The 20,190-nt window shown below is 37.7% G+C and carries 20 protein-coding genes; 6 read left to right on the forward strand and 14 right to left on the reverse strand.

The genetic code is table 11. The features are described 5' to 3' along the window. Window positions 1–138: 138 nt before the first annotated feature. The 5 genes from IGK70_RS10765 to IGK70_RS10785 are packed head-to-tail and all read right to left on the reverse strand — an operon-like array spanning window position 139 to window position 4,523. Window positions 139–1,212: an ABC transporter substrate-binding protein gene (locus IGK70_RS10765; RefSeq protein ID WP_002359578.1), complete on the reverse strand. Its 1,074-nt coding sequence runs from the start codon at window positions 1,210–1,212 to the stop codon at window positions 139–141. Next, window positions 1,209–2,045, reverse strand: a complete 837-nt coding sequence (locus tag IGK70_RS10770) for an ABC transporter permease (protein WP_002356512.1) — start codon at window positions 2,043–2,045, stop codon at window positions 1,209–1,211. The genes IGK70_RS10765 and IGK70_RS10770 overlap by 4 nt, the downstream gene beginning before the upstream one ends. After that, a complete protein-coding gene (locus IGK70_RS10775) occupies window positions 2,045–2,851 on the reverse strand; it encodes an ABC transporter permease (protein ID WP_002356510.1) in 807 nt (268 codons plus the stop codon). Before IGK70_RS10775 ends, IGK70_RS10770 begins: the two co-directional genes overlap by 1 nt. A gap of 18 nt (window positions 2,852–2,869) precedes the next feature. Continuing rightward, the gene (locus IGK70_RS10780; protein ID WP_002356508.1) at window positions 2,870–3,955 is read right to left on the reverse strand and encodes an ABC transporter ATP-binding protein; all 1,086 of its coding nucleotides are present in this window, start codon (window positions 3,953–3,955) and stop codon (window positions 2,870–2,872) included. A gap of 25 nt (window positions 3,956–3,980) precedes the next feature. Continuing rightward, window positions 3,981–4,523 carry a helix-turn-helix domain-containing protein gene (locus tag IGK70_RS10785; RefSeq protein WP_002356507.1) on the reverse strand — a complete coding sequence of 181 codons (543 nt, stop codon included), beginning with the start codon at window positions 4,521–4,523 and terminating at the stop codon, window positions 3,981–3,983. A gap of 263 nt (window positions 4,524–4,786) precedes the next feature. Between IGK70_RS10785 and IGK70_RS10790 the strand changes: the two genes are divergently transcribed. From IGK70_RS10790 to IGK70_RS10805, 4 genes are read left to right on the forward strand one after another with little or no spacing between them, the layout of a single operon-like run. Continuing rightward, a complete protein-coding gene (locus IGK70_RS10790) occupies window positions 4,787–5,779 on the forward strand; it encodes a YhdH/YhfP family quinone oxidoreductase (RefSeq protein ID WP_002356506.1) in 993 nt (330 codons plus the stop codon). Window positions 5,780–5,794: 15 nt separating this feature from the next. Beyond that, the gene (coaB, locus tag IGK70_RS10795) at window positions 5,795–6,568 is read left to right on the forward strand and encodes a phosphopantothenate--cysteine ligase (RefSeq protein WP_078131043.1); all 774 of its coding nucleotides are present in this window, start codon (window positions 5,795–5,797) and stop codon (window positions 6,566–6,568) included. Further along, window positions 6,565–7,119, forward strand: coding sequence for a phosphopantothenoylcysteine decarboxylase (gene coaC, locus IGK70_RS10800; RefSeq protein ID WP_104855681.1), 555 nt, complete (start codon window positions 6,565–6,567; stop codon window positions 7,117–7,119). The genes coaB and coaC overlap by 4 nt, the downstream gene beginning before the upstream one ends. Window positions 7,120–7,122: 3 nt before the next feature. Then, the gene (locus IGK70_RS10805; RefSeq protein WP_002356501.1) at window positions 7,123–7,758 is read left to right on the forward strand and encodes an ECF transporter S component; all 636 of its coding nucleotides are present in this window, start codon (window positions 7,123–7,125) and stop codon (window positions 7,756–7,758) included. Between the two features lie 55 nt (window positions 7,759–7,813). On the opposite strand, the gene IGK70_RS10810 is transcribed toward IGK70_RS10805, so the two are convergent. After that, window positions 7,814–9,019: an aminoacyltransferase gene (locus IGK70_RS10810; RefSeq protein WP_002408714.1), complete on the reverse strand. Its 1,206-nt coding sequence runs from the start codon at window positions 9,017–9,019 to the stop codon at window positions 7,814–7,816. A gap of 237 nt (window positions 9,020–9,256) precedes the next feature. Next, window positions 9,257–9,763, reverse strand: coding sequence for a QueT transporter family protein (locus tag IGK70_RS10815; protein ID WP_104855748.1), 507 nt, complete (start codon window positions 9,761–9,763; stop codon window positions 9,257–9,259). 262 nt (window positions 9,764–10,025) lie between these two features. Between IGK70_RS10815 and IGK70_RS10820 the strand changes: the two genes are divergently transcribed. Continuing rightward, window positions 10,026–10,985 carry a diacylglycerol/lipid kinase family protein gene (locus IGK70_RS10820; protein WP_104855749.1) on the forward strand — a complete coding sequence of 320 codons (960 nt, stop codon included), beginning with the start codon at window positions 10,026–10,028 and terminating at the stop codon, window positions 10,983–10,985. A 66-nt stretch (window positions 10,986–11,051) separates the two neighbouring features. Here IGK70_RS10820 and recD2 read toward each other — a convergent pair whose 3' ends face one another. The 4 genes from recD2 to IGK70_RS10840 form a co-directional block, all read right to left on the reverse strand. Beyond that, on the reverse strand, window positions 11,052–13,661 hold the full coding sequence (gene recD2, locus IGK70_RS10825; RefSeq protein WP_104855750.1) for an SF1B family DNA helicase RecD2: 2,610 nt from the start codon (window positions 13,659–13,661) through the stop codon (window positions 11,052–11,054). A 26-nt stretch (window positions 13,662–13,687) separates the two neighbouring features. Then, window positions 13,688–14,332: a histidine phosphatase family protein gene (locus tag IGK70_RS10830; protein ID WP_104855751.1), complete on the reverse strand. Its 645-nt coding sequence runs from the start codon at window positions 14,330–14,332 to the stop codon at window positions 13,688–13,690. Between the two features lie 216 nt (window positions 14,333–14,548). Then, the gene (gene trmL, locus IGK70_RS10835) at window positions 14,549–15,055 is read right to left on the reverse strand and encodes a tRNA (uridine(34)/cytosine(34)/5-carboxymethylaminomethyluridine(34)-2'-O)-methyltransferase TrmL (RefSeq protein WP_104855752.1); all 507 of its coding nucleotides are present in this window, start codon (window positions 15,053–15,055) and stop codon (window positions 14,549–14,551) included. Between the two features lie 311 nt (window positions 15,056–15,366). After that, on the reverse strand, window positions 15,367–16,212 hold the full coding sequence (locus IGK70_RS10840) for a methyltransferase domain-containing protein (RefSeq protein WP_104855753.1): 846 nt from the start codon (window positions 16,210–16,212) through the stop codon (window positions 15,367–15,369). A gap of 129 nt (window positions 16,213–16,341) precedes the next feature. Here IGK70_RS10840 and cutC point away from each other — a divergent pair, with 129 nt between their 5' ends. Next, window positions 16,342–16,971 (forward strand): copper homeostasis protein CutC, encoded by a 630-nt coding sequence (gene cutC / locus IGK70_RS10845; RefSeq protein ID WP_002359565.1) that lies wholly within the window; start codon window positions 16,342–16,344, stop codon window positions 16,969–16,971. 117 nt (window positions 16,972–17,088) lie between these two features. Here the strand turns inward: cutC and mgtE are convergent, their stop codons facing one another. From mgtE to IGK70_RS10860, 3 genes are read right to left on the reverse strand one after another with little or no spacing between them, the layout of a single operon-like run. Then, complete coding sequence (mgtE, locus tag IGK70_RS10850) at window positions 17,089–18,450, reverse strand: magnesium transporter (RefSeq protein WP_220421697.1); 1,362 nt, start codon at window positions 18,448–18,450, stop codon at window positions 17,089–17,091. A 30-nt stretch (window positions 18,451–18,480) separates the two neighbouring features. Then, window positions 18,481–19,374 carry an RluA family pseudouridine synthase gene (locus tag IGK70_RS10855; protein WP_104855754.1) on the reverse strand — a complete coding sequence of 298 codons (894 nt, stop codon included), beginning with the start codon at window positions 19,372–19,374 and terminating at the stop codon, window positions 18,481–18,483. Window positions 19,375–19,381: 7 nt separating this feature from the next. Then, on the reverse strand, window positions 19,382–20,179 hold the full coding sequence (locus IGK70_RS10860; RefSeq protein WP_002356486.1) for an NAD kinase: 798 nt from the start codon (window positions 20,177–20,179) through the stop codon (window positions 19,382–19,384). Window positions 20,180–20,190: the final 11 nt, after the last annotated feature.

Raw genomic sequence — 20,190 nt, forward strand, 5'->3', positions numbered from 1 at the left:
CTTTTATGCTTTATACAAAGTGTAGCACAGGATTCTTTGTGCCTCAATTAGAAGCTTGTATGAATAAAAGCCGCCCCTAAAAGTTAGACTAAAAATCTAACTTTTAGGGGCGGCTCGAAAGTTACGAAGGTACTTTTTTTATTTCCGATACATCTTAAACTCCAAGAACAGATCGTTATAAATTCCTAAGTATTCTTGACCTAAATCTTGGTAAACTTCTAAATGTTTGATGGTTTCATCATCTGGATAAAATTGTTTATCTTCGGCAACTTCTTTTGGTAATAGTTTTTTAGCTTCTTTATTTGGTGTGGAATAACCAATATATTCTGCATTTTGTGCTGCATTTTCTGGTCGTAACATAAAGTTCATAAATGCATAGGCGCCGTCTTTATTTTTGGCTGTCTTAGGCATCACAATGTTATCAAACCAGAGATTAGAGCCTTCACTGGGAATCACATAATGTAGATGTTCATTGTTTTCTAGCATTTCAGCAGCTTCACCAGAGAAAGTTACAGCAACTGCACTTTCTTCATTAGCCATGTACATTTTGATTTCATCGGCAACAATTGCTTTGACATTGTTCGTTAATCGGTTTAACTTATCGGTAGCCTGACGTAATTGTTGGTCGTTTTTACTGTTTAACGAATAGCCTAAACTGTTCAAAGATAATCCTAACACTTCGCGAGCGCCATCAATCAGCATGACATTATTTTTTAATTCCGGGCGCCATAAATCATCCCAATGTTGGATCTGACGACCGTCAATAAATTTATCATTATAAATAATCCCCAACGTGCCCCAGAAGTATGGAACGGAAAACTTATTTTTGGGATCGAAGGATTGATCTAAAAAGCGTGCATCAATGTTTTCTAAGCCTTTTAATTTGCTGTGATCAAGTGGTAAAAGCATCTTCGCTTTCATCATTTTTTGAATCATATATTCAGAAGGAATGGCAATATCATAGGCTGTACCACCTTGCTGAATTTTTGTATACATGGCTTCATTAGAATCAAAGGTTTCGTAATTGACTTTATAACCTGTTTCTTTTTCAAATTTCTTAATCAAGGCCGGATCTATATAGTCCCCCCAATTGTAAATGGTCAAGGTATCTGCTCCTGCCATGCCACTTGCTTTCTCCAATTGGCGCACGCCAAAAAACAAGATGACAATAATAGCGATAATTCCAATAAAAAGTGACTGTAATTTTTTCATTTTAACTTGGCCACCTCACTTTGTTCCCGACGCATTTTCTTTAAACGTTTTGGCGTATTGTCTTTACTGATAAAGTAATAACCGACAACTAGAATCATTGAGAATAGGAATACTAACGCACTTAAGGCATTGATTTCTAAACTAATTCCCTGACGTGCTCGTGAATAAATTTCAACAGATAATGTTGAAAAACCATTGCCTGTCACAAAGAATGTTACGGCAAAATCGTCCAACGAATAAGTAAAGGCCATAAAGTAGCCAGCAATAATTCCTGGCGCTAAAAAAGGCAAAATAATATTTTTAATCACTTGAACATTATTGGCCCCTAAATCCCGTGCCGCATCTACCATAGAATCGTTCATCTCTTGTAGTTTTGGTAAAACCATTAAAACAACAATTGGAATACTAAAGGCAATATGCGACAATAATACACTTGTAAAACCTAAACTGATAAACCCTACTGCCGTGAAGAAAATTAAGAAACTGGCTCCAATAATAACATCTGGTGAAACGAGTAAAATGTTATTAAAGCTAAGCAACGTGTTCCGGTTTTTACGACGTTTTGTATAATAAATCCCCATCGCGCCAAATGTTCCAATGATGGTTGCTATTAAAGCCGATAAGAAAGCTAACAAAAACGTATTCAGAACAATGGTTAACAAGCGTGTGTCTTCGAAAACGTTCCGATAATTATCTAACGTAAAACCAGTAAACTGATTCATCGTTTGCGTGTCGTTAAACGAATAAAAAATCAAATAAAAGATTGGTGCGTACAGTAGCGCAAAGACAACGAATAAATACACATAAGACCATTTAAACTTTTTCTTTTGCATTATTTGCCACGCCCTTTCTTCTTCTCACCCGTCAGCAACATCACAATAAACATGGCAACAATTAAAATCACACCTATTGTTGAACCCATGCCCCAGTTTTGCGTTACTAAGAAGTGTTCCTCAATCGCCGTTCCCAACGTAATCACCCGATTGCCGCCAATTAAACGCGTTAACATAAAGAGCGAGAGCGAAGGAATAAAGACAGCTTGAACGCCACTTTTCACACCGTTTAGGGAGAGAGGAAAAATGACACGGCGGAATGTTTCCGCACTGCTAGCTCCTAAGTCCCGACTAGCACTAATCAATGAAGGATTCATCTCTTCTAAGGCATTAAAAATCGGCATAATCATAAATGGAATTTCAATATACGTTGCGACAAATAAAAAACTGAAATCTGTAAACAGAATTTGGTGCGTGCCCAAACCCATAAAACTCATAAACTGATTGATACTCCCATGAATACTGAAAATCCCAATAAAGGCATAAGCTTTTAATAATAAATTCACCCACGTTGGTAAAATAACAAGCATTAACCACAACTGTTTATGCTTGAGCTTTGTCAAAAAATAAGCCGTAGGATAACTTACCAATAACGTAAAAATGGTAATCAGAAAAGCATACCACACTGAATTAATGGTCATACTTAAATACGTTCCTGATGTAAAATACGTTTGGTAATTCGCCAAGGTAAACTGGCCATTCATATCGAAAAATGATTGATAAATAATCATTAGCACTGGCGCAATGACGAATAAAAGTAACCACATTACATAGGGAATCGAATAAATTCGACGCATTGTTTTCATTTTATTTTCCCCTTTCGTTTACTCGTCGTAACTTTCTAAACGGGCATCAAAGTCTTCTTCTGATTCATTGAAGCGCATCACGTGAATATCTTCTGGCTCAAAAGAGAGACCTACTTGAGCACCTTCTTTGGCTTTTCGAGTGGAATGCACCATCCATTCGTTTCCTTGTTCATCAAAACAAATAATTTCATAATGAACGCCGCGGAATAACTGCGTGTCCACCGTTACAGTTAGCTTGCCTTTTTCAAGCGTGGTAATCGTTAAGTCTTCTGGACGTAAAACGACTTCTACAGGTTCATTTTTCCGCATGCCGCCATCGACACATTCAAACTTTTTGCCCACAAATGAAACTAAATTATCTTCCAGCATCACGCCATCCACAATATTACTTTCCCCTACAAAGTCAGCAACAAAGTGATTAATCGGTTCATCATAAATATCGACTGGTGTGCCACTTTGCACGATATGACCTTTATTCATGACAAAAATTTCATCACTCATCGCTAATGCTTCTTCTTGATCATGGGTCACAAAAATAAAAGTAATTCCTAAACGTTGTTGTAAATCACGTAGTTCATATTGCATCGCTGTGCGTAATTTCAAATCTAAAGCGGATAACGGCTCATCTAAAAGCAATACTTTTGGCTCATTGACAATCGCTCGTGCAATTGCGACCCGCTGACGTTGCCCCCCAGACATTTCACTAATTTCACGTGTTTCGTAGCCCGGTAATTGAACCAAACGTAATGCCTCTTTCACTTTTTTTTCAATTTCTGCTTTGGATAGTTTTTTGATTTTTAAACCAAATGCAACATTATCAAAAACATTCATGTGAGGAAACAAAGCATAATCCTGAAACACGGTATTGACTTGGCGTTTATTGGCAGGTACATCATTTATTCTTTTACCATCAAAATAAACATCACCAGAAGTCACGTCATTGAATCCCGCAATAATACGCAAAATCGTGGTTTTGCCACATCCTGAAGGTCCTAATAAGGTATAAAATTTTCCTTCTTCAATTTCAAAGCTGACATTTTTTAATACTGGTTCATCGTCAAATTGTTTGACAACATTTTCAAATGAAATCACATGGTTTCTCACTGGATAAACTCCTCCATTTCGTCCTTTATAAATACGATTCTGTCGCCACAATTAACGCACGACTTTTTCCTCGACCATTGTTGCTGATTTGGTGAGGTTCTGTTGCTTGGTAATACATGGTTTGACCTTTTTTAGCAATATACGTGGCTTCCCCTAATGTCAAACGAATGGAGCCATCAATCACATAAATAAATGTTTCTGATAGAGAAGGTTCAAACGTTTTATATTCGCCATTTTTATCAAAAGTAATAATGACAGGTTCCATTTCTTTTTCATTTGAGGCTGGAATTAACCATTTTAGTTCATAGCCATGTTCTTCATCATAATAGAGAGTACTTTCTTCTTCATTGTAAACAATTTTCTGTTCAAGCGGTTGCTGACTAAAAAACTGCTCTGGCGTCACGCCTAGTACTTCTAAAATTGAGAAAAATGTTTCCATTGATGGTGAGCTTAAATCCCGCTCCAATTGGGAAATATAGCCTTTGGATAAATCCGTTCTTTCGCCTAATTCTTCTTGTGTTAAATTTTTCTGAATGCGTAAATTTCTCAACTTCTCACCAATTTCCATGGCACACCTCGTTTCTATTTTCAGCTAATCTTTTCAACAAAAGTTTTGTAATACTAAACTTACAGTTTAGTTTTACCTTTTTTAGTATACGAACTTTTTGAAAAATTTCAACCATTTTTCTTTATTTTTCTAGTCTAATTGTCACACAATCTTTCTTTTCTGTATAACTTACTGTTTATAAGAAGAAAAATGATACGAAAAAATCAGAATATGATAAAATAAGACGAGTTGCTTTTTTACATAATTGGAAGGAGAGTTTTTATATGAATTCATTTCAAGCATTTACGTTAAGAGAACAAGATACATCTGTTATTGGTCAACTAGAAACCATTACTTTAGACGATTTATCAGAAGGCACTGTAGTAATCAAAGCAGCCTACTCCTCAGTTAACTTTAAAGACTCTTTAGCTTCAAAAAAAGACGGCGGTGTGATTCGCAATTATCCAATGATTCCAGGAATTGATGTCAGTGGCACTGTTGTCACATCGGAAGATCCTCGTTTCAAAGAAGGCGATAAAGTGATCGTAACAGGCTATCAATTAGGGGTTAGTCATACTGGTGGTTATTCTGAATATGTGCGTGTTCCTGGCGATTGGGTAGTTCCACTTCCTGAAAAAATGAGTCTCAAAGAAGCAATGATTTTCGGAACTGCTGGCTTTACGGCCGGATTATCTGTCACAGCTTTAGAAGACGATGGCTTACGAGACGACAAAGAAGCCCCCATTATTGTAACTGGTGCGACAGGCGGTGTTGCGACATTGTCTATTGCGATGTTGCATCAATTAGGCTACACTTCAATCACTGCATTAACTAGAAAGCCAGATTCTTTTGAGCTTTTAAAAGAGTTAGGTGTTAGTGAATGCTTATTAGTAGAAGATTTCTTAGCAACTCCTGTTAAAGCATTGATGAAACAGCGTTTTGCTTTTGCAATTGATACCACTGGTGGGGAAATTACTTCTGCTGTTTTACCACAACTTCGTTATGATGGCCGTTCAGCCATTTGTGGCCGCGCTGCTGGAATTACATTAGAGACAACCGTTTTACCCTTTATTTTACGGGGCGTTCATTTATTGGGCATTGATTCGGTTAATGTTGGTATGGACAAACGAAAAATAGTCTGGCAACGTCTTGCCACTGATTTAGACATCACTGAAAAAGCTGTGTATCAAGAGATTACTTTAGAAGAACTTCCCCCTGTTTTTGAAGCATTACAAGCAGGCCAACATATTGGACGGACCATTGTCCGAATTTCTTAAGGAGGCGTTTTGATTATGGATGTTTTAGTTACTGCTGGCGGAACGTCAGAACCGATTGATAATGTTCGTTCGATTACCAATCATTCTTCTGGCGGACTAGGAAAAGCAATTGCTGAAAGTTTTTTAGCTGCTGGACACACCGTAACCTACGTAACAACCAAACATGCATTACGTCCAACCCAACAATTGGACTTATCAATTAAAGAAATAGAAACAACGGTTGAATTAGCCACTACGTTAGAACAACTCTTTGCTGAAAAGCAATTTGATGCGATTGTTCACGCAATGGCAGTCAGTGATTTTACGACGGAAACCGCGCAAACGGAAGAACAATTTATTGATTCTTTTGCGCAACAATTAAGCGAACAAACATTGCCAAAGACCAAAGAAGCCTTGGTAACTATCGTTCAAAACACATTGAATCAGATTGCTGATATTCCTCAAACAGCAACAAAAATTTCATCTGATACGGACCGATTATTAATTTTTCTAAAGAAAAATCCTAAAGTCATCCAAATGATTCGTGACAAGCAACCCCAAACTGTTTTAGTGGGCTTTAAATTACTTGTCAACGTTTCACAAGAAGAACTTGTCCAAGTTGCACAAGCCGCTTTGATTAAAAATCGGTGTGACTTTGTCTTAGCCAATGACTTGATGAATGTTCATGAAACAGAACACGAAGGATTATTAATTAACGAAACGGGCATTGTCCAAGAAGCTTGTTCAAAACAAGGGATTGGTTCAATGATCGTTAAAAATGTTGAAAAGAAATGGAGAGAACAACAATGAAAACTATTTTATTAGGCGTCTCTGGCAGCATTTCTGCATATAAAGCAGCAGATATTACAAGTCAACTAGCTAAGCTTGGCTACAATGTGGAAATTTTAATGACTAAAAGCAGCACAGCGTTCATCACTCCGCTGACGTTACAATCACTTTCTAAGAATCCAGTGCATACGGATGTCATGATGGAAATTGATCCCAGTAAAATTAATCACATTGAGTTAGCTAAAAAAGCGGATTTATTTTTAGTAGCACCTGCTTCGGCCAATACAATTGGGAAATTAGCCCATGGGATTGCCGACGACTTACTATCAACAGTTGCTTTGGCGCTTTATCCTGAAACACCCAAAATTATTGCGCCCGCGATGAATACGTATATGTACCAAAACCTCATTGTCCAACGAAATATTGGCATTTTAAAAGAAGTCGGCTATCAAGAAATAATCCCACGTGAAGCTCTATTAGCTTGTGGCGATTATGGTCGTGGCGCACTTGCCACTGTTGAAGATATTCTTCAAACAGTGATGAAAATTTTAGCATCTGATAACAAGGAGTAATTTATGAATAACACGAAAAAATTTACGTTAACAGCCATGTTCTTAGCTATCTTACTTTTACTGGCTTTAACCCCGCTAGGATTTATCACATTAGGTCCTTTAAATTCGACCACGATGCATATTCCTGTAATTATTGGTTCCATTGTTTTAGGGCCAAAAATCGGTAGTATGTTGGGCGGCACGTTTGGGATCATTAGCTTAATTAAAAATACGACAGCACCAACACCTTTGTCGTTTGTTTTTTCTCCATTTATTCCCGTGATCGGTACCGATCACGGTAGTTGGAAGGCTCTTTTAATTGTGCTAATTCCGCGGATTTTAATTGGGGTCGTTCCTTATTTCGCTTACAAATGGCTAAATAAATTAACGAAGGAAAAAGCGCAACCTGTCTCCTTATTTGTTGCTGGTGTTTTAGGCTCAGCAACGAATACCATTTTAGTCATGAACATGATTTATTTTCTTTTTAATTCAGCTTATGCTGAAATTATTGGTAAAGCTGGAACTGCTGTTTACCTAGCTATTATTGCGACGATTTTCAGTTCTGGTGTGCCAGAAGCTCTTGTTGCTGGTGTAGCTGCTTCAGCAATTGCTAGCGTTTTGCTTCGCTTAATGAAACGGAATGCAACGCAAAAACTATAGAAAAAAACACAGGGACTAAAAATCAAGTTTGATTTTTAGTCCCTGTGTTTTTTATTTATTTTTTTTGTTTTCGTAATTTATAGGCATATTCACTGGCCTTAAATAATAATTTATTAACCGGTAAATCGAATTCCCCAATAAATTCATTAATCGTTGGGTTGAAGTTCGCTTTAAACTTAATTAAGCCATCATTTAAACTACCTTCTAAGCCGCCCATATTACAGCTTTCGCAGCCACGGTTAAAACATTCTTGAATGGCATCTCGCCAAGTCACATAAGTTGGCATGTAGCGTTTATAACGATCATCTAAGCCAGCATAAAGGATTTCACTTGTTGGACCAAATGTCACAGCCAAGGCGCCAGCAACCGTGACGATTTCACCAGCTTCTGCGATATTTTCTTCTAATTCTTTTAGTTCCCGAGTCAAGGAAGCATCTAATTCTTCTAAATTATGGCGCTTTTTCACTTGATTTTCTTTCAAATTACTCAAGTCTTTTTGATTTTTGTCATAGCGTTGTCGCGTGCTATCTAAGCGTTCCTTTAAATTGACTTGCGCCAGCATAATAAAGGAGTCTTCTGGGTAAATGTTCAACAGCTTCTTAAAGTAATCACTATTCCGTAAAGAAATATGTTGGCGTTCCATGGTTGATTGAATGACTTTTTCAAATTCATCAACAAAGTCAACATGCCCTTGCTGCACAACGACCCCTTTTTTTTCAGCTGTTTTAATCATTTTCTTGGTGCTTTTTGACAATTGTTCTTCACTAAAATCTTCACGATAAATATTCGCTTGGAAGCGGGGCTGGATGGTGGCCCCCATATCCATTGTCAGTCCTTGATATTTGGCCCCTGCCTTTTTCAAGGTCTCAATAATAGATGTCGCTTCAGCATGCGGTTGATGTTCTTCTCCCAAATGAAAATCTTGATAGTGAACCGCTGGATCCATTTTTATAAATAAAGCTCGTTTTTTCTTGCCAAATTTTTTCAATTCAGCCATAAAGTAGCTGACCAAACGTTCATTTGTATAGTCCATTACTGGACCTCTTGGTGTATATAACATCGTAAAACCGGCTGGTAATGGTTTGATTAAAACTAAACTTGATGCAACTAATGTATCCTTTTCATAAACCCCAACAATTTCAGAACCCCAGTTATCCTTGACTTTTGCCCATGAAGATGACTGTAGTAAATTACATAATGGGTGATTTTTAACAAATGTATCGTGTACTTCTGCCGGAATACCGATTTTAAATGTGTACATGTTCAAACTCCTCTGCTGTGACTTTCCAATAGTCCGTTTATCTTACACTATCATAGTGTATTCCAACAGACTAGTAAAGTTTTACATGAAAATTTTTAGAAAAAATGTAGATCTTATTCTTTATGTAAAAAAGACGAGGTAGAAACAGTTCATTCTATCACTTAGTTCACTAATAGCAACGACACTTTTCTTCACTGCCATTCAAAGGATGAATCATTTCTATCCACATCTTTTCAATTAAATACGTGTTTCAAATTTTAATGATTTGTTGATAAAGTACATGATTGGTGCTGAAATCGTCATAATAATCGCTTCACTTAATGCTAACCAACCATAAGTTGTCCAAAATGCTTGACCGCCACTTGGTACTAGCATAAAGGCAATAAAAAACATACTTACAGTGAAAAATAGACTATTTAGACACATTCTAACAGGAATACTTGGTACCTTTTTTTGTAAAAAAGCTGTTAAACTCAACGCAAATAATGTTTGTGCTCCACCAAACAGAGCATCCATTACACCGAAACCAAAAAATAAGTTAAAAAAGATAACGCCGCCTAAAACACCCCACATCAATTTGCGATTGAAAACGACTAGGTGATTCAAACTTTCTGAAATTCTAAATTGAATCATACCAGAAGAAACTGGCCGAACCAATAAAGAGAGGACAATATATATGCCCATAATGATACCATTGGCTAAGACTGTTCTTAGCTTTCGATTGGCTTGAAACGAATTTTGCATACTTTTTCCTTCTTTCTCCGAGTTTTTTTACAAGGGATGGTTGATGAACCTTGGTTACAATTGCAACAGTTCACATTCTAATATGGAAAGTCAAAATAGTCAATGAAAGCCCTGTTTTACTTTGCACTTATTTGCAGTTTTCACCTCTCATGCATTGTTTCGTGCCTTTTTCTAGTCATTTTTTACTTTTTTAAGCAATCTTTATTCGCAGAAGTTCCTCCCTCTGGTATAATGGACAATAGCGATTCAAAGGAGGAGCTCAATGAACATTCACTACTATCTTATTATCAACGAGCAGGCAAGTAGCGGCAATGGCCGAAAAGTCGCTAGAAAAGTGATTCAACAACTCAAGCAACAAGAACTTAAATATACGGCTCTTTACACTGATTACGCTGGACATGAAAAAGAATTGACGAAGGAACTTGCAGAAACAACTTTACTTCCTTGGTCTGAAGACTTAGACGTTTCAACTTTTCCAATCCTAGTCGTGCTAGGCGGCGATGGCACACTACATAATGTCATTAATTCATTACTTCCATATGATTCAGCTATTCCTTTAAGCTATATTCCATGCGGCTCTGGAAATGATTTTGCACGAGGGGTGGGATTATCAAGAAATATTGATAAAGCATTGCATCAAATCCTGCGCACCAGACGACCAAAAGAAATTCAAACAATTCATTATGTAGAAGCCAACCAAGAAGAAATCGGCTTAGCCACCAATAATGTTGGCTTAGGGTTAGATGCGGCAATCGTGGAAAAAACCAACGAATCGTCATCAAAAAAAGCCTTAAATAAATTTAACCTTGGCTCGCTTTCCTATATTTCTTCAATCATTCATGTCTTTTTTAAACAAAAAGGCTTTCCAATTTTAGTTGAAATGAATGGTAAACAATACACATTTAATCGTGCTTTCCTATGTACGGTCACAAATCATCCTTATTTTGGCGGGGGCGTATCAATTATGCCGACGGCCAATCCTCGCAAAGCAGTCGTGGACTTAGTTGTCGTGGAACGAATCAATATTTTTAAAATTTTGTGGCTTATTTTCCTATTGCTTCGTCAAAAACAAGGGAAATCTAAGCATTTTCATCATTTTCAATCAAGCAAAATTCGAATTGTTTCGACGATTCCACAAACCATTCACGCAGATGGCGAGATTTTAGGCAAACGAAGTATTGATATGGTTTATACCACACAAAAACGTTTGTTTTGGTTTTAACTGAGTCCCTTAAGGTTGAAAAAGAGTGCCATAAGTCAAAACGACTTATGGCACTCTTTCCTTTTCTCACATAAATTGATAAGGCGTCGTATCCTTCATTCCAATCATTGGATCAATAGCATTTGTTTGAATAATTTCGACTGTTAGTCGTGGTTCTTTTGGTAATGATTCTTCGACAACTTTTGTCGCTTTATTTGCTGTTTCTGGGGTTGACTCTTCCCCTTCATCAGCAAATAGTGAAACTTCTTGTACCGTTGTGTCAACTAATTGCTCGTCTGTTTCTTTGATCTGATCGGCTTTCGTTGATTGCTGTTCAGTTTCATAAGAGACAGCTTTTGTTTCCTTTTCAGTAAATGGATGGTCTGCCGTTAAACCTTCTTCATAGGCTTCTAACTGGGTTCTAGTTGTTAAGGTCATTTGTTCTGCGTTCACGATTCGTTCTTTTAGCATCGTCATGCGACTAGCCGATTCGTTTTTGACACATGTTTCAAAAGCAGAAACCTCACCTAGTAGAATTAATAATTCTTTACTACGTGTCACTGCTGTATACAGCAAATTTCGTTGCAGCATTCGGCTATACTGATGAACCATTGGCAGTAACACCATGCGGAATTCACTACCTTGCGCTTTATGAATCGAACAACAATACGATAGCGTAATTTTATTCCATTCATTTCTTTTATACGTTACTTCATTATTATCAAACTGTAAAACCAACTCGTCCACTTTGTCCTCTGAGTCTTTGGCTAAAGTAATTCCGACGATTTCTCCCATATCTCCATTGAACACATTTAATTCTGGCGTATTGACTAGTTGCAAAACTTTGTCCCCAATCCGATAGACGGTGTCATTCCACTTGACTTCTTTTTTCTTCCCCTCATTTGGATTGAAGATTTCTTGCATCATTTTATTCAAGGCATCAATGCCAGCTGCGCCACGATACATTGGCGCTAAAACTTGGATATCTTGTGGCGTAAACCCTTTTGCTTTTGCCTTTGTGACGATTTGTCGAATGTATTCTTCAATATGACCAATATCACTTGCAAAGAACGAGCGATCCTTTTGATTTTTTTGAAAATCAGTAGGCAACTTTCCTTCTTTAATTTCATGGGCAAGAGGAATAATACTTGAACCGTCTCCTTGACGATAAATTTCGTTTAACTCACATTTGGGAATTTCGTTAATTTGCAATAAGTCATGTAAGACTTGACCTGGACCGACAGACGGTAGCTGATCCTTATCACCAACAAAAATCACTTGCATGTTTGTCGGAATAGCTTTTAATAACGTATTGGCTAACCAAGTATCCACCATTGACATTTCATCTACAATTAGCAAACCGCCTTCTAATTCTTTGGCGGTTAAACTCGGATTTTTTTCACGACCTGTCAAGCCTAACAAACGGTGGATGGTACTTGCAGGTAAACCTGTCGTTTCGTTCATACGTTTCGCTGCTCGCCCAGTTGGCGCCGCTAGCAAGATTGGAAACATCTCCTGCGTATAGTCTTTGAGATCTAATGAAAGACCATTTAGTTCCGCAAACAACGAGACAATCCCATTAATAACAGTTGTTTTCCCTGTTCCGGGCCCTCCAGTTAAAATAAATAACGGTGATTTAATCGCTTCTTCAATCGCTGCTTGTTGCGAGTCGCCATACTGAATATTTAAACGTTTCTCAATCATTCGGATATTTTTTTGGACTTCTTCTTCCTCATAATGAATTTCTTTTTTACGAGAAAGTAAACGCTGAATCGAAGTACCAATGCCCCATTCAGAAAAATAGAGACTGTTCTCAAAAAGTTTAGTCTCTTCTTGTTGGATTTTTCCATGTTCGACTAACGTAATGATTTCATTGGCCACTTGATCAGGTGAGATTTCCACTGGGCGACTTGCTTCCAAGGTCCGAATCGCTTCTTCTAATAAAACATCTGCTTGAACATACGTATTGCCTGAACGAATGGAGTGTTCAAACACTTCATGTAAAATCGCCGCTCGAATTCGAACAGCAGAATCCGCCTGAATGCCGATTTGTTCAGCAATATTGTCCGCTCGTTTAAATCCGACTCCCTCAATATCTTCAACTAACTGATAAGGATTTTCTTGAATCACAGAAAGGGTTTCTTCTTGATAGGTTTGATAAATTGAAAAAGCTAACTGACTACCGAAGCCGTATCGATTTAGTCCCACAATCACTTGCTCCATCCCGTGATTCAAGCGAATTGTTTCGACGATTACTTGACGTTTTTTTTCATTTAAAACAGTAACTTCTTCCAAAACACTCGGGTCATCAATAATTCGGTCAATCGCACTTTCCCCTAATACTTCAACAATTTTTTCAGCAGTTCGTTTACCAATGCCAGGAAATTTGTCACTTGATAAATAGTTAACCACCCCACTAGCCGAAGTCGGTCTTTCTTGCTGATAACTATCCACCTGAAACTGTCTGCCATAACGAGGATGGTCCACAAAATGACCAAAGAAACGATAGGGTTCCTCTTCTTGAACTTGGCCAAAACTTCCAGTTACTACAATTTCTTTTTCTAAATAATCTGTATTTGTATCGGTCACATTTACAAGAACGACTTTATAAAAATTACTGGGATTTTCAAAAAAGATTGCTTGTACAGTCCCAACAATAAAGGCTTTTTCTTCGTCTTCACCAAAAAGTGTTACCACTACAAGCCCTCCTTTCTGTTGTGCGCTTATTGTGCTTTTTCTTTAGCTAAAAAAGACGTATCATTCCATAACGTTAAGTCGTACGGCATGTTCCTTGATGCCTCTTTGGTTTCAAGGATTGAGAGGCTATTGTTTAACAGCCCGCCCATTGTCCGTAATTCTGATAATGGTTTACCAGCCATCGCTTGGATTGCCGCCGTCAGCGCTGCTCCGTGTCCGACAAATAGAACTGGACCTTCGTGTTGCTTCGCCGCTTCAGCAACTGTTTCTGAAATCCTTTGAATCGCTTGCTCGATTGGTTCACCATCAAAAATTGTTGGATCATACAAATCTAAACGATGCCGTAAATGATCTAATTCTTCTCCATAAAAATTACGCATTTCTTCAATATATTGTCCTTCTAGACGACCTAAACCTAATTCTTTTAAGGTATCTGTATAAACAATTTCAACTGGATGATTCAATTCTTGTTGAATTCCCCGCGCAGTATTTTTGGCACGTAATAGCGGACTAGAATAAATTTTTTCAAACTGAATATCTTGTAAATATTGGCCTAATTGTTTAATTTCGTCATAACTAGTTGGTAATAACGGCGAATCTCCTGTCATTCCTTGAAATCGTTTCTGTTGATTCCATTCAGTTTTTCCATGTCGTGTAAAATATAATTTCATGTAACTTCTCCAAACTTCTTTATCTCTTCATATGTCTTTCTAGTTTATCACTTCCCTGCGAAAATATCCATGGAAGTTTCTAGTAATCCAAGCAAAATAAGCCTAGAACAAAAATCTAAATTGTTTTTTGTTCTAGGCTTGAAAACTGGGCAACAGTAAAAATAAAACCACTTTCTTCTGACATTTTTGAAAAAAGCGCTACTATCTTAACTTTTTTTAATCCAATTTATCATTTTCATAATGATGCGTCAGTTCTAAGTTCGGAAAATTTTGCTGACGTAAGGCTTCATAAATAATTAGTGCGGCAGTGTTAGAAAGATTCAACGAGCGCACATGTTCATCATTCATAGGAATTCGGATACACTTTTCTTCGTTTTCTCGCATAAACGTTTCTGGTAAGCCCGTTGTTTCTTTTCCAAAAAGGAAATAATGGTCCTTGCCATCATTATAATTAACCTCGCTGTATGTTTGGTGAGCAAATTTGGTTACTAAATGCAAGTGTTTGCCTGCCACATGGGCTAAAAAGGCAGCCAAATCTTTATGATACGTAATATTTACATCATTCCAATAATCTAATCCGGCACGTTTTAAGTGTTTATCATCTGTTGAAAATCCTAAAGGTTCAATTAAATGCAACGGTGTATTCGTCGCTGCACATGTCCGTGCAATATTTCCAGTATTTGCTGGAATTTGTGGTTCAAATAAAACAATATGGTTCGTCAACTATCTTCAGCTCCTCAAATATCAATCGTGTTCATTTTAACATAAATTCAAAATAAATAGCGCCCACAATACTTATTTTCAAAAAAAACCGCATGACGCGATGATGTCAGGCGGCAGCTATTCTAACCAATAAAAAAAACGTACCGTCTCGGTGTCTAGCACGGCGAGTCGTTACGTTAGTGAAGGTCTCTTCACTAACTTTTATCAGAACAGGACCCTGATAAAAACCAATGAAAAAACAACTTGTAAGTAATATAACACCAATGTCACTTTATTGCAAGACTTTTTTAGGATTTTCTTCACAAAAAAGTCTATCTTTTACGACCTACTGACAAGCGGACGTCAATCGTGATTTTTTCCAATGGTCGCTGTTGTAGCTCGGCTTTAACTTCTTGAGAAACTTGCCACTCTAATGGCGACATTTCTAATAAATCCAACCGTCTTTCCTCGGGAATGTCAAAGCAATAAGTTATTCGTTCATCTACTTCCACAGCTAATTCCTCGGCAAAACGTTGGACTACTTTTTGATTGGAATAACTTTGTTTCTTTTCGTCATTGGGATAAAAAGCCGCTCGTAATTCCTTTAAGTAATTCTCTTCAGGAATAATTTTAATCACAGTCCCGTCAGCTTTTAGTACTCGCCGAAATTCTTGATAATGTGAAGGAGAAAAAATATTCAAAATCGTATCAATCCCTTCATTCGCAAATGGCAAATTCGTTAAATCCGCCACACACCAAAACGCATCAATTGGTTGATTACTTGCTAAATAGATTCCTTCCTTTGATAAATCAAACCCGATTTTCAGTCCAGATAAGCCTGCTTGACTTAACTCAGCTAGAAAACTCCCTTCACCACAACCAACATCGACTACTGTTTTATTTTGAGGAAGATAGTGCATAATTTTGTTTAAAACAGGCGCGTACATGCCACTTTGAATCATTTTTCCTCGAGAAGTAAACATTTTTTTATTATATTCTGTCTGTACGCCATGATTTAGAAAGTATAGCGTGCCTTTCTTGGATAAATCAAATTGATGCCTCTGTTGACAAATCAGACCAACCCCTTCTACATGCATTGGTTCATGACAAGTTGGACAGCGAAATACGGCTGCTTCTTTTTTCAATAATTGTTGTGCTCGTTCAATTTTCTTTAACATTTAAAACTCCTTACGTTCATCAAATGAACATTTTCTCTTATAAAAAGTTGCACTCTTTTTTTCAGGGCTATGGTAGTAAGCAGAATTATGGTACAATGCCTGTGAAGAAAAAGCAAGGAGCGATAAGAAATGATTAAAGAATTCTGTGCCGAAAATTTCACTAAGATTCCCCAAGCCATTCAAAAAGGTGCGAATCGCATCGAATTATGCGATAACTTAGCCGTAGGTGGAACGACGCCAAGTACTGGTGTTATTGAAGAAGTCTTAGCATACGCTGGCGAACATTCTGTACCAGTGATGACAATCATTCGTCCTCGTGGCGGCAATTTTGTCTATAATGATATTGAATTAAAAATTATGCATACCGATTTAATCGAAGCAAAGAAATTAGGAACCGACGGCATTGTTATTGGCTGTTTAACTGAGGACGGTTGGTTAGATGAAGAAGCTTTGGACTTATTCATTGAAACAGCTGAAGGCTTGCAAATCACTTTCCATATGGCTTTTGATGCCTTGTCGAAAGAAAACCAATTTAAGGCGATCGACTGGTTAGCTGAGCGTGGTGTGACGCGTATTTTAACTCATGGTGGGCCAGCTGGTACCCCTATCGAAGACAACTTTGATCATTTAAAAGAATTAATTGCCTACGCAGATCAACGGATTCTTATTTTACCAGGTGGCGGTATTTCCACAGAAAACGTTCAAACTGTGATGGACACTTTAAAAGTCACAGAAGTCCATGGCACAAAAATTGTTTAATTTCTTGTATCTAAAAAAGTGAGGTAGCCGTCGTATTAACGGCTATCTCACTTTTTTGATTTCAAGCAAACCAACGAATCCTTTTACCTCAGTCTCATAATAGATAAGTGCAATTTTTTAAACAAAATAACGCATAAACATGCTTGCAATATTGAAATAAATTAATACACTGGTTAAATCACTTAAGGTAGTAATAAATGGGCCACTGGCAACTGCGGGATCAAACCCTAATTTATCCATTAACATTGGGATTAAACTCCCTGCTAAATTTGCCACAGTAATTGCACAGAGCATAGCCATCCCAATCACAAATCCAAGCGGAAGATTATGTTGCCACACGCCAACCACAATCATAATGGTTAAACCTGTCACAGCCCCCGTCACTAGTCCCGTGAGCACTTCACTTAAGATTAAGCGACCAAAATTACTATCCTTTTCATCTTTCATAGCCAAACGGCGTACCGCAACCGCCAATGATTGTGTCCCAGCATTGCCGGCTGTTCCGGTAATTAAAGAAATAAAAACGGCTAAAATACTCGCTTCGCTAACTAAAGACTCATAATTACTGATTAACGAGGCCGTAGACATTCCTAAAAACAGCAATGTAATTAACCAAGGTAATCGTTTAGAAGCGGCTTTTAAAGGGTTCTCACTAACTTCCTCAACGTCGACCCCGGCTAAACCAGAGTAGTCGCTAGCGGCCTCATCATCAATAACATCAATAATATCATCAACTGTTACAATCCCCAACAAATGATCATCATAATCTGTAACTGGCACAGCCAAGAAGTCATAGTCACGAATTGTTTGCGCGACATCTTCTTGGTCATCGCCAACATGAACTGAAATAACCCGTTCATTCAAAATATCAGCAATCAAGGTATCATCATCATTAACAATTAAATCCCGCAACGAAATAACGCCGACTAAATGATTTTCTTGGTCGACTACGTAAACGTAATAGATTGTTTCTGCCATGTCCGCTTGATTCTTTAAGACGTACATCGCAGAACGCACTGTTTGATTCGCCACAATCGAAACAAATTCGGTGGTCATAATCGCCCCAGCAGTTTCATCTTCGTAATGAAGTAACTCTTTAATTTCGCCTGCTTCTTCACTACTTAACAAACTAAGATATTTCGCCTTTTGGCTTTTATCTAACATATTTAGTAAATCCACCGCATTATCGGTATACATCTCAGCTAACATATCGGCTGCATAACTTGGGCGCATTTCAGCTAAATAATCTTTCATATTCTCATTATCTTCTTCGATAACATCAAACATATCCGCTAATTCTTTCGGAGATAGGTAATTGTATAAATGTTGTCGGTCTTTTTCATCTAACGATTGGTAAAATTGTCCTTGTTCATAAATGTGTAACGCTAAAAATAGCTCACGAAATTCGTTCATTTGTTGATTTTTTAGCGTTTCTAAAAGAAGGGCAAATTGCTCTTCCATTTCTTGGACTTCATTCATCTTACACTTTCCCCTCCTGCCTCTTTATTATTATAACGTATCATCTACATTTTTCATATCCTCCGCTAGTGGGGAAATCAGATGAACCGTTTCTTTGGTAAAAGGATGAGTAAAAATTAGTTCCATACAATGCAACGCTTGCCGCTCAATTCCTTGATCCATCTCTCCATGATACATCTCATCCCCTAACAATGAACAGCCAATTGCTTCAAAATGTACCCGAATTTGATGTGTTCGTCCTGTATGGAGCTGAATGCGCACAGCTGCTGCTTGGGCTCCTCTTTTTGCGAGCCAATATTCTGTACTAGCAAATTGACCTGTTTCGATAACTTGGCGTTTTAATAAAGAGGACAAGTCGCGCCCAATTGGCTTTTCAATCAATTGATGCTCGTTTAACTGCTCAATCGCTCCACTAACAAGGGCATAATAAATTTTTGTCACCTTTTTTTCTCGTAATTCTTGGTCAATTAAAGCATGAGCAAAGCCGTGTTTCGCAAATAACATCAGCCCAGAAGTATCTCGATCTAAACGAGTCACGACATGAATAACTTGATTCACGTAATTTTGACGCTTGTAATACCCCTTAACACGATTCGCCATCGTTCCTGAAGGATGATACTGAGCAGGTATCGAGGCAATGCCAGCAGGCTTATTAACTACTAAAAAATGATCATCTTCAAACACAATTTCAATCGGTTCATCATCTGTTAATAATGTCTCATGTTCCGCTTCATCTGGAATCGTCATTTTAACGACATCGCCAGTTTGTAAAGGATAGATGGCATTTTGAGCGGTCCCATTCACTTGAATTTTACCACCCTGAAATTTCACCTTAGCTAATAACCCTTTTGAAACGCCTTGTTCCTTTAAAAAATATTTCACTTGTTGTGTTGTTTCTTTGTCATATGTCCATTGAAATTCCATCGTTTAATTAATCCTCACCAATAAAGGCATCTTTCACTCGATGCCAAAAATGCATGTGCCGATAAGAGGCAAAATGAATCCGTTCGTCTGCAATTCGATAGCAGACGGAAGCGATATTTTCTTGATAAATATCTAATTGGTCCACCGTGACAAAATAATCATCACTTTCCTGTAATTTAATCTCCAGCCACTCCGTATGTGCGATTACAATCGGTGACCCCAATGTTCGAAAGACACGATTGTTTAAGGAGGCGATTTCGGTTAACTGAAACGCATTAATGCTAGGATGCAAAACAGCCCCACCAATACTTTTATTATACGCAGTAGAGCCGGTTGGGGTCGAAATCGACAACCCATCACCACGAAATCGTTCAAACAGTTCGTCTTTAATAAACACATCGCCCACCATCGTCCGGTTTCCTCGTTTAATTGTTGATTCATTTAATGCTAAAAAATGTTTATCTGGTTTCCCATCTCTAAACCGAATCCGCACATCTAATAATGGATAACTCGTACTTTTTTCACGATGAATACACAAACTCTCAACTAGTTCTTTTAATTCATAATCACGCCAATCTGTATAGAAACCCAAGTGTCCGGTATGTACACCTAAGAAACTTACTTCGTTTAACAGATGATTAAATCGATGAAAAGCGGAAAGAAGCGTACCATCTCCGCCGACTGAAATCACAAGTTCAGGTTGACGATTGTCTATTTGAATTTGGTTTTGCTCTAATAGTGTTGTCAGTTGTTTTGTGACTTGTTTCGATTTTTCTTCCGAGTTATGAACAATCGCCACTTTCATAAGCAGACTCC

Origin of the sequence: Enterococcus sp. DIV0358, assembly GCF_051713465.1 — a bacterium.
Classification (GTDB): Bacteria; Bacillota; Bacilli; order Lactobacillales; family Enterococcaceae; genus Enterococcus; species Enterococcus faecalis.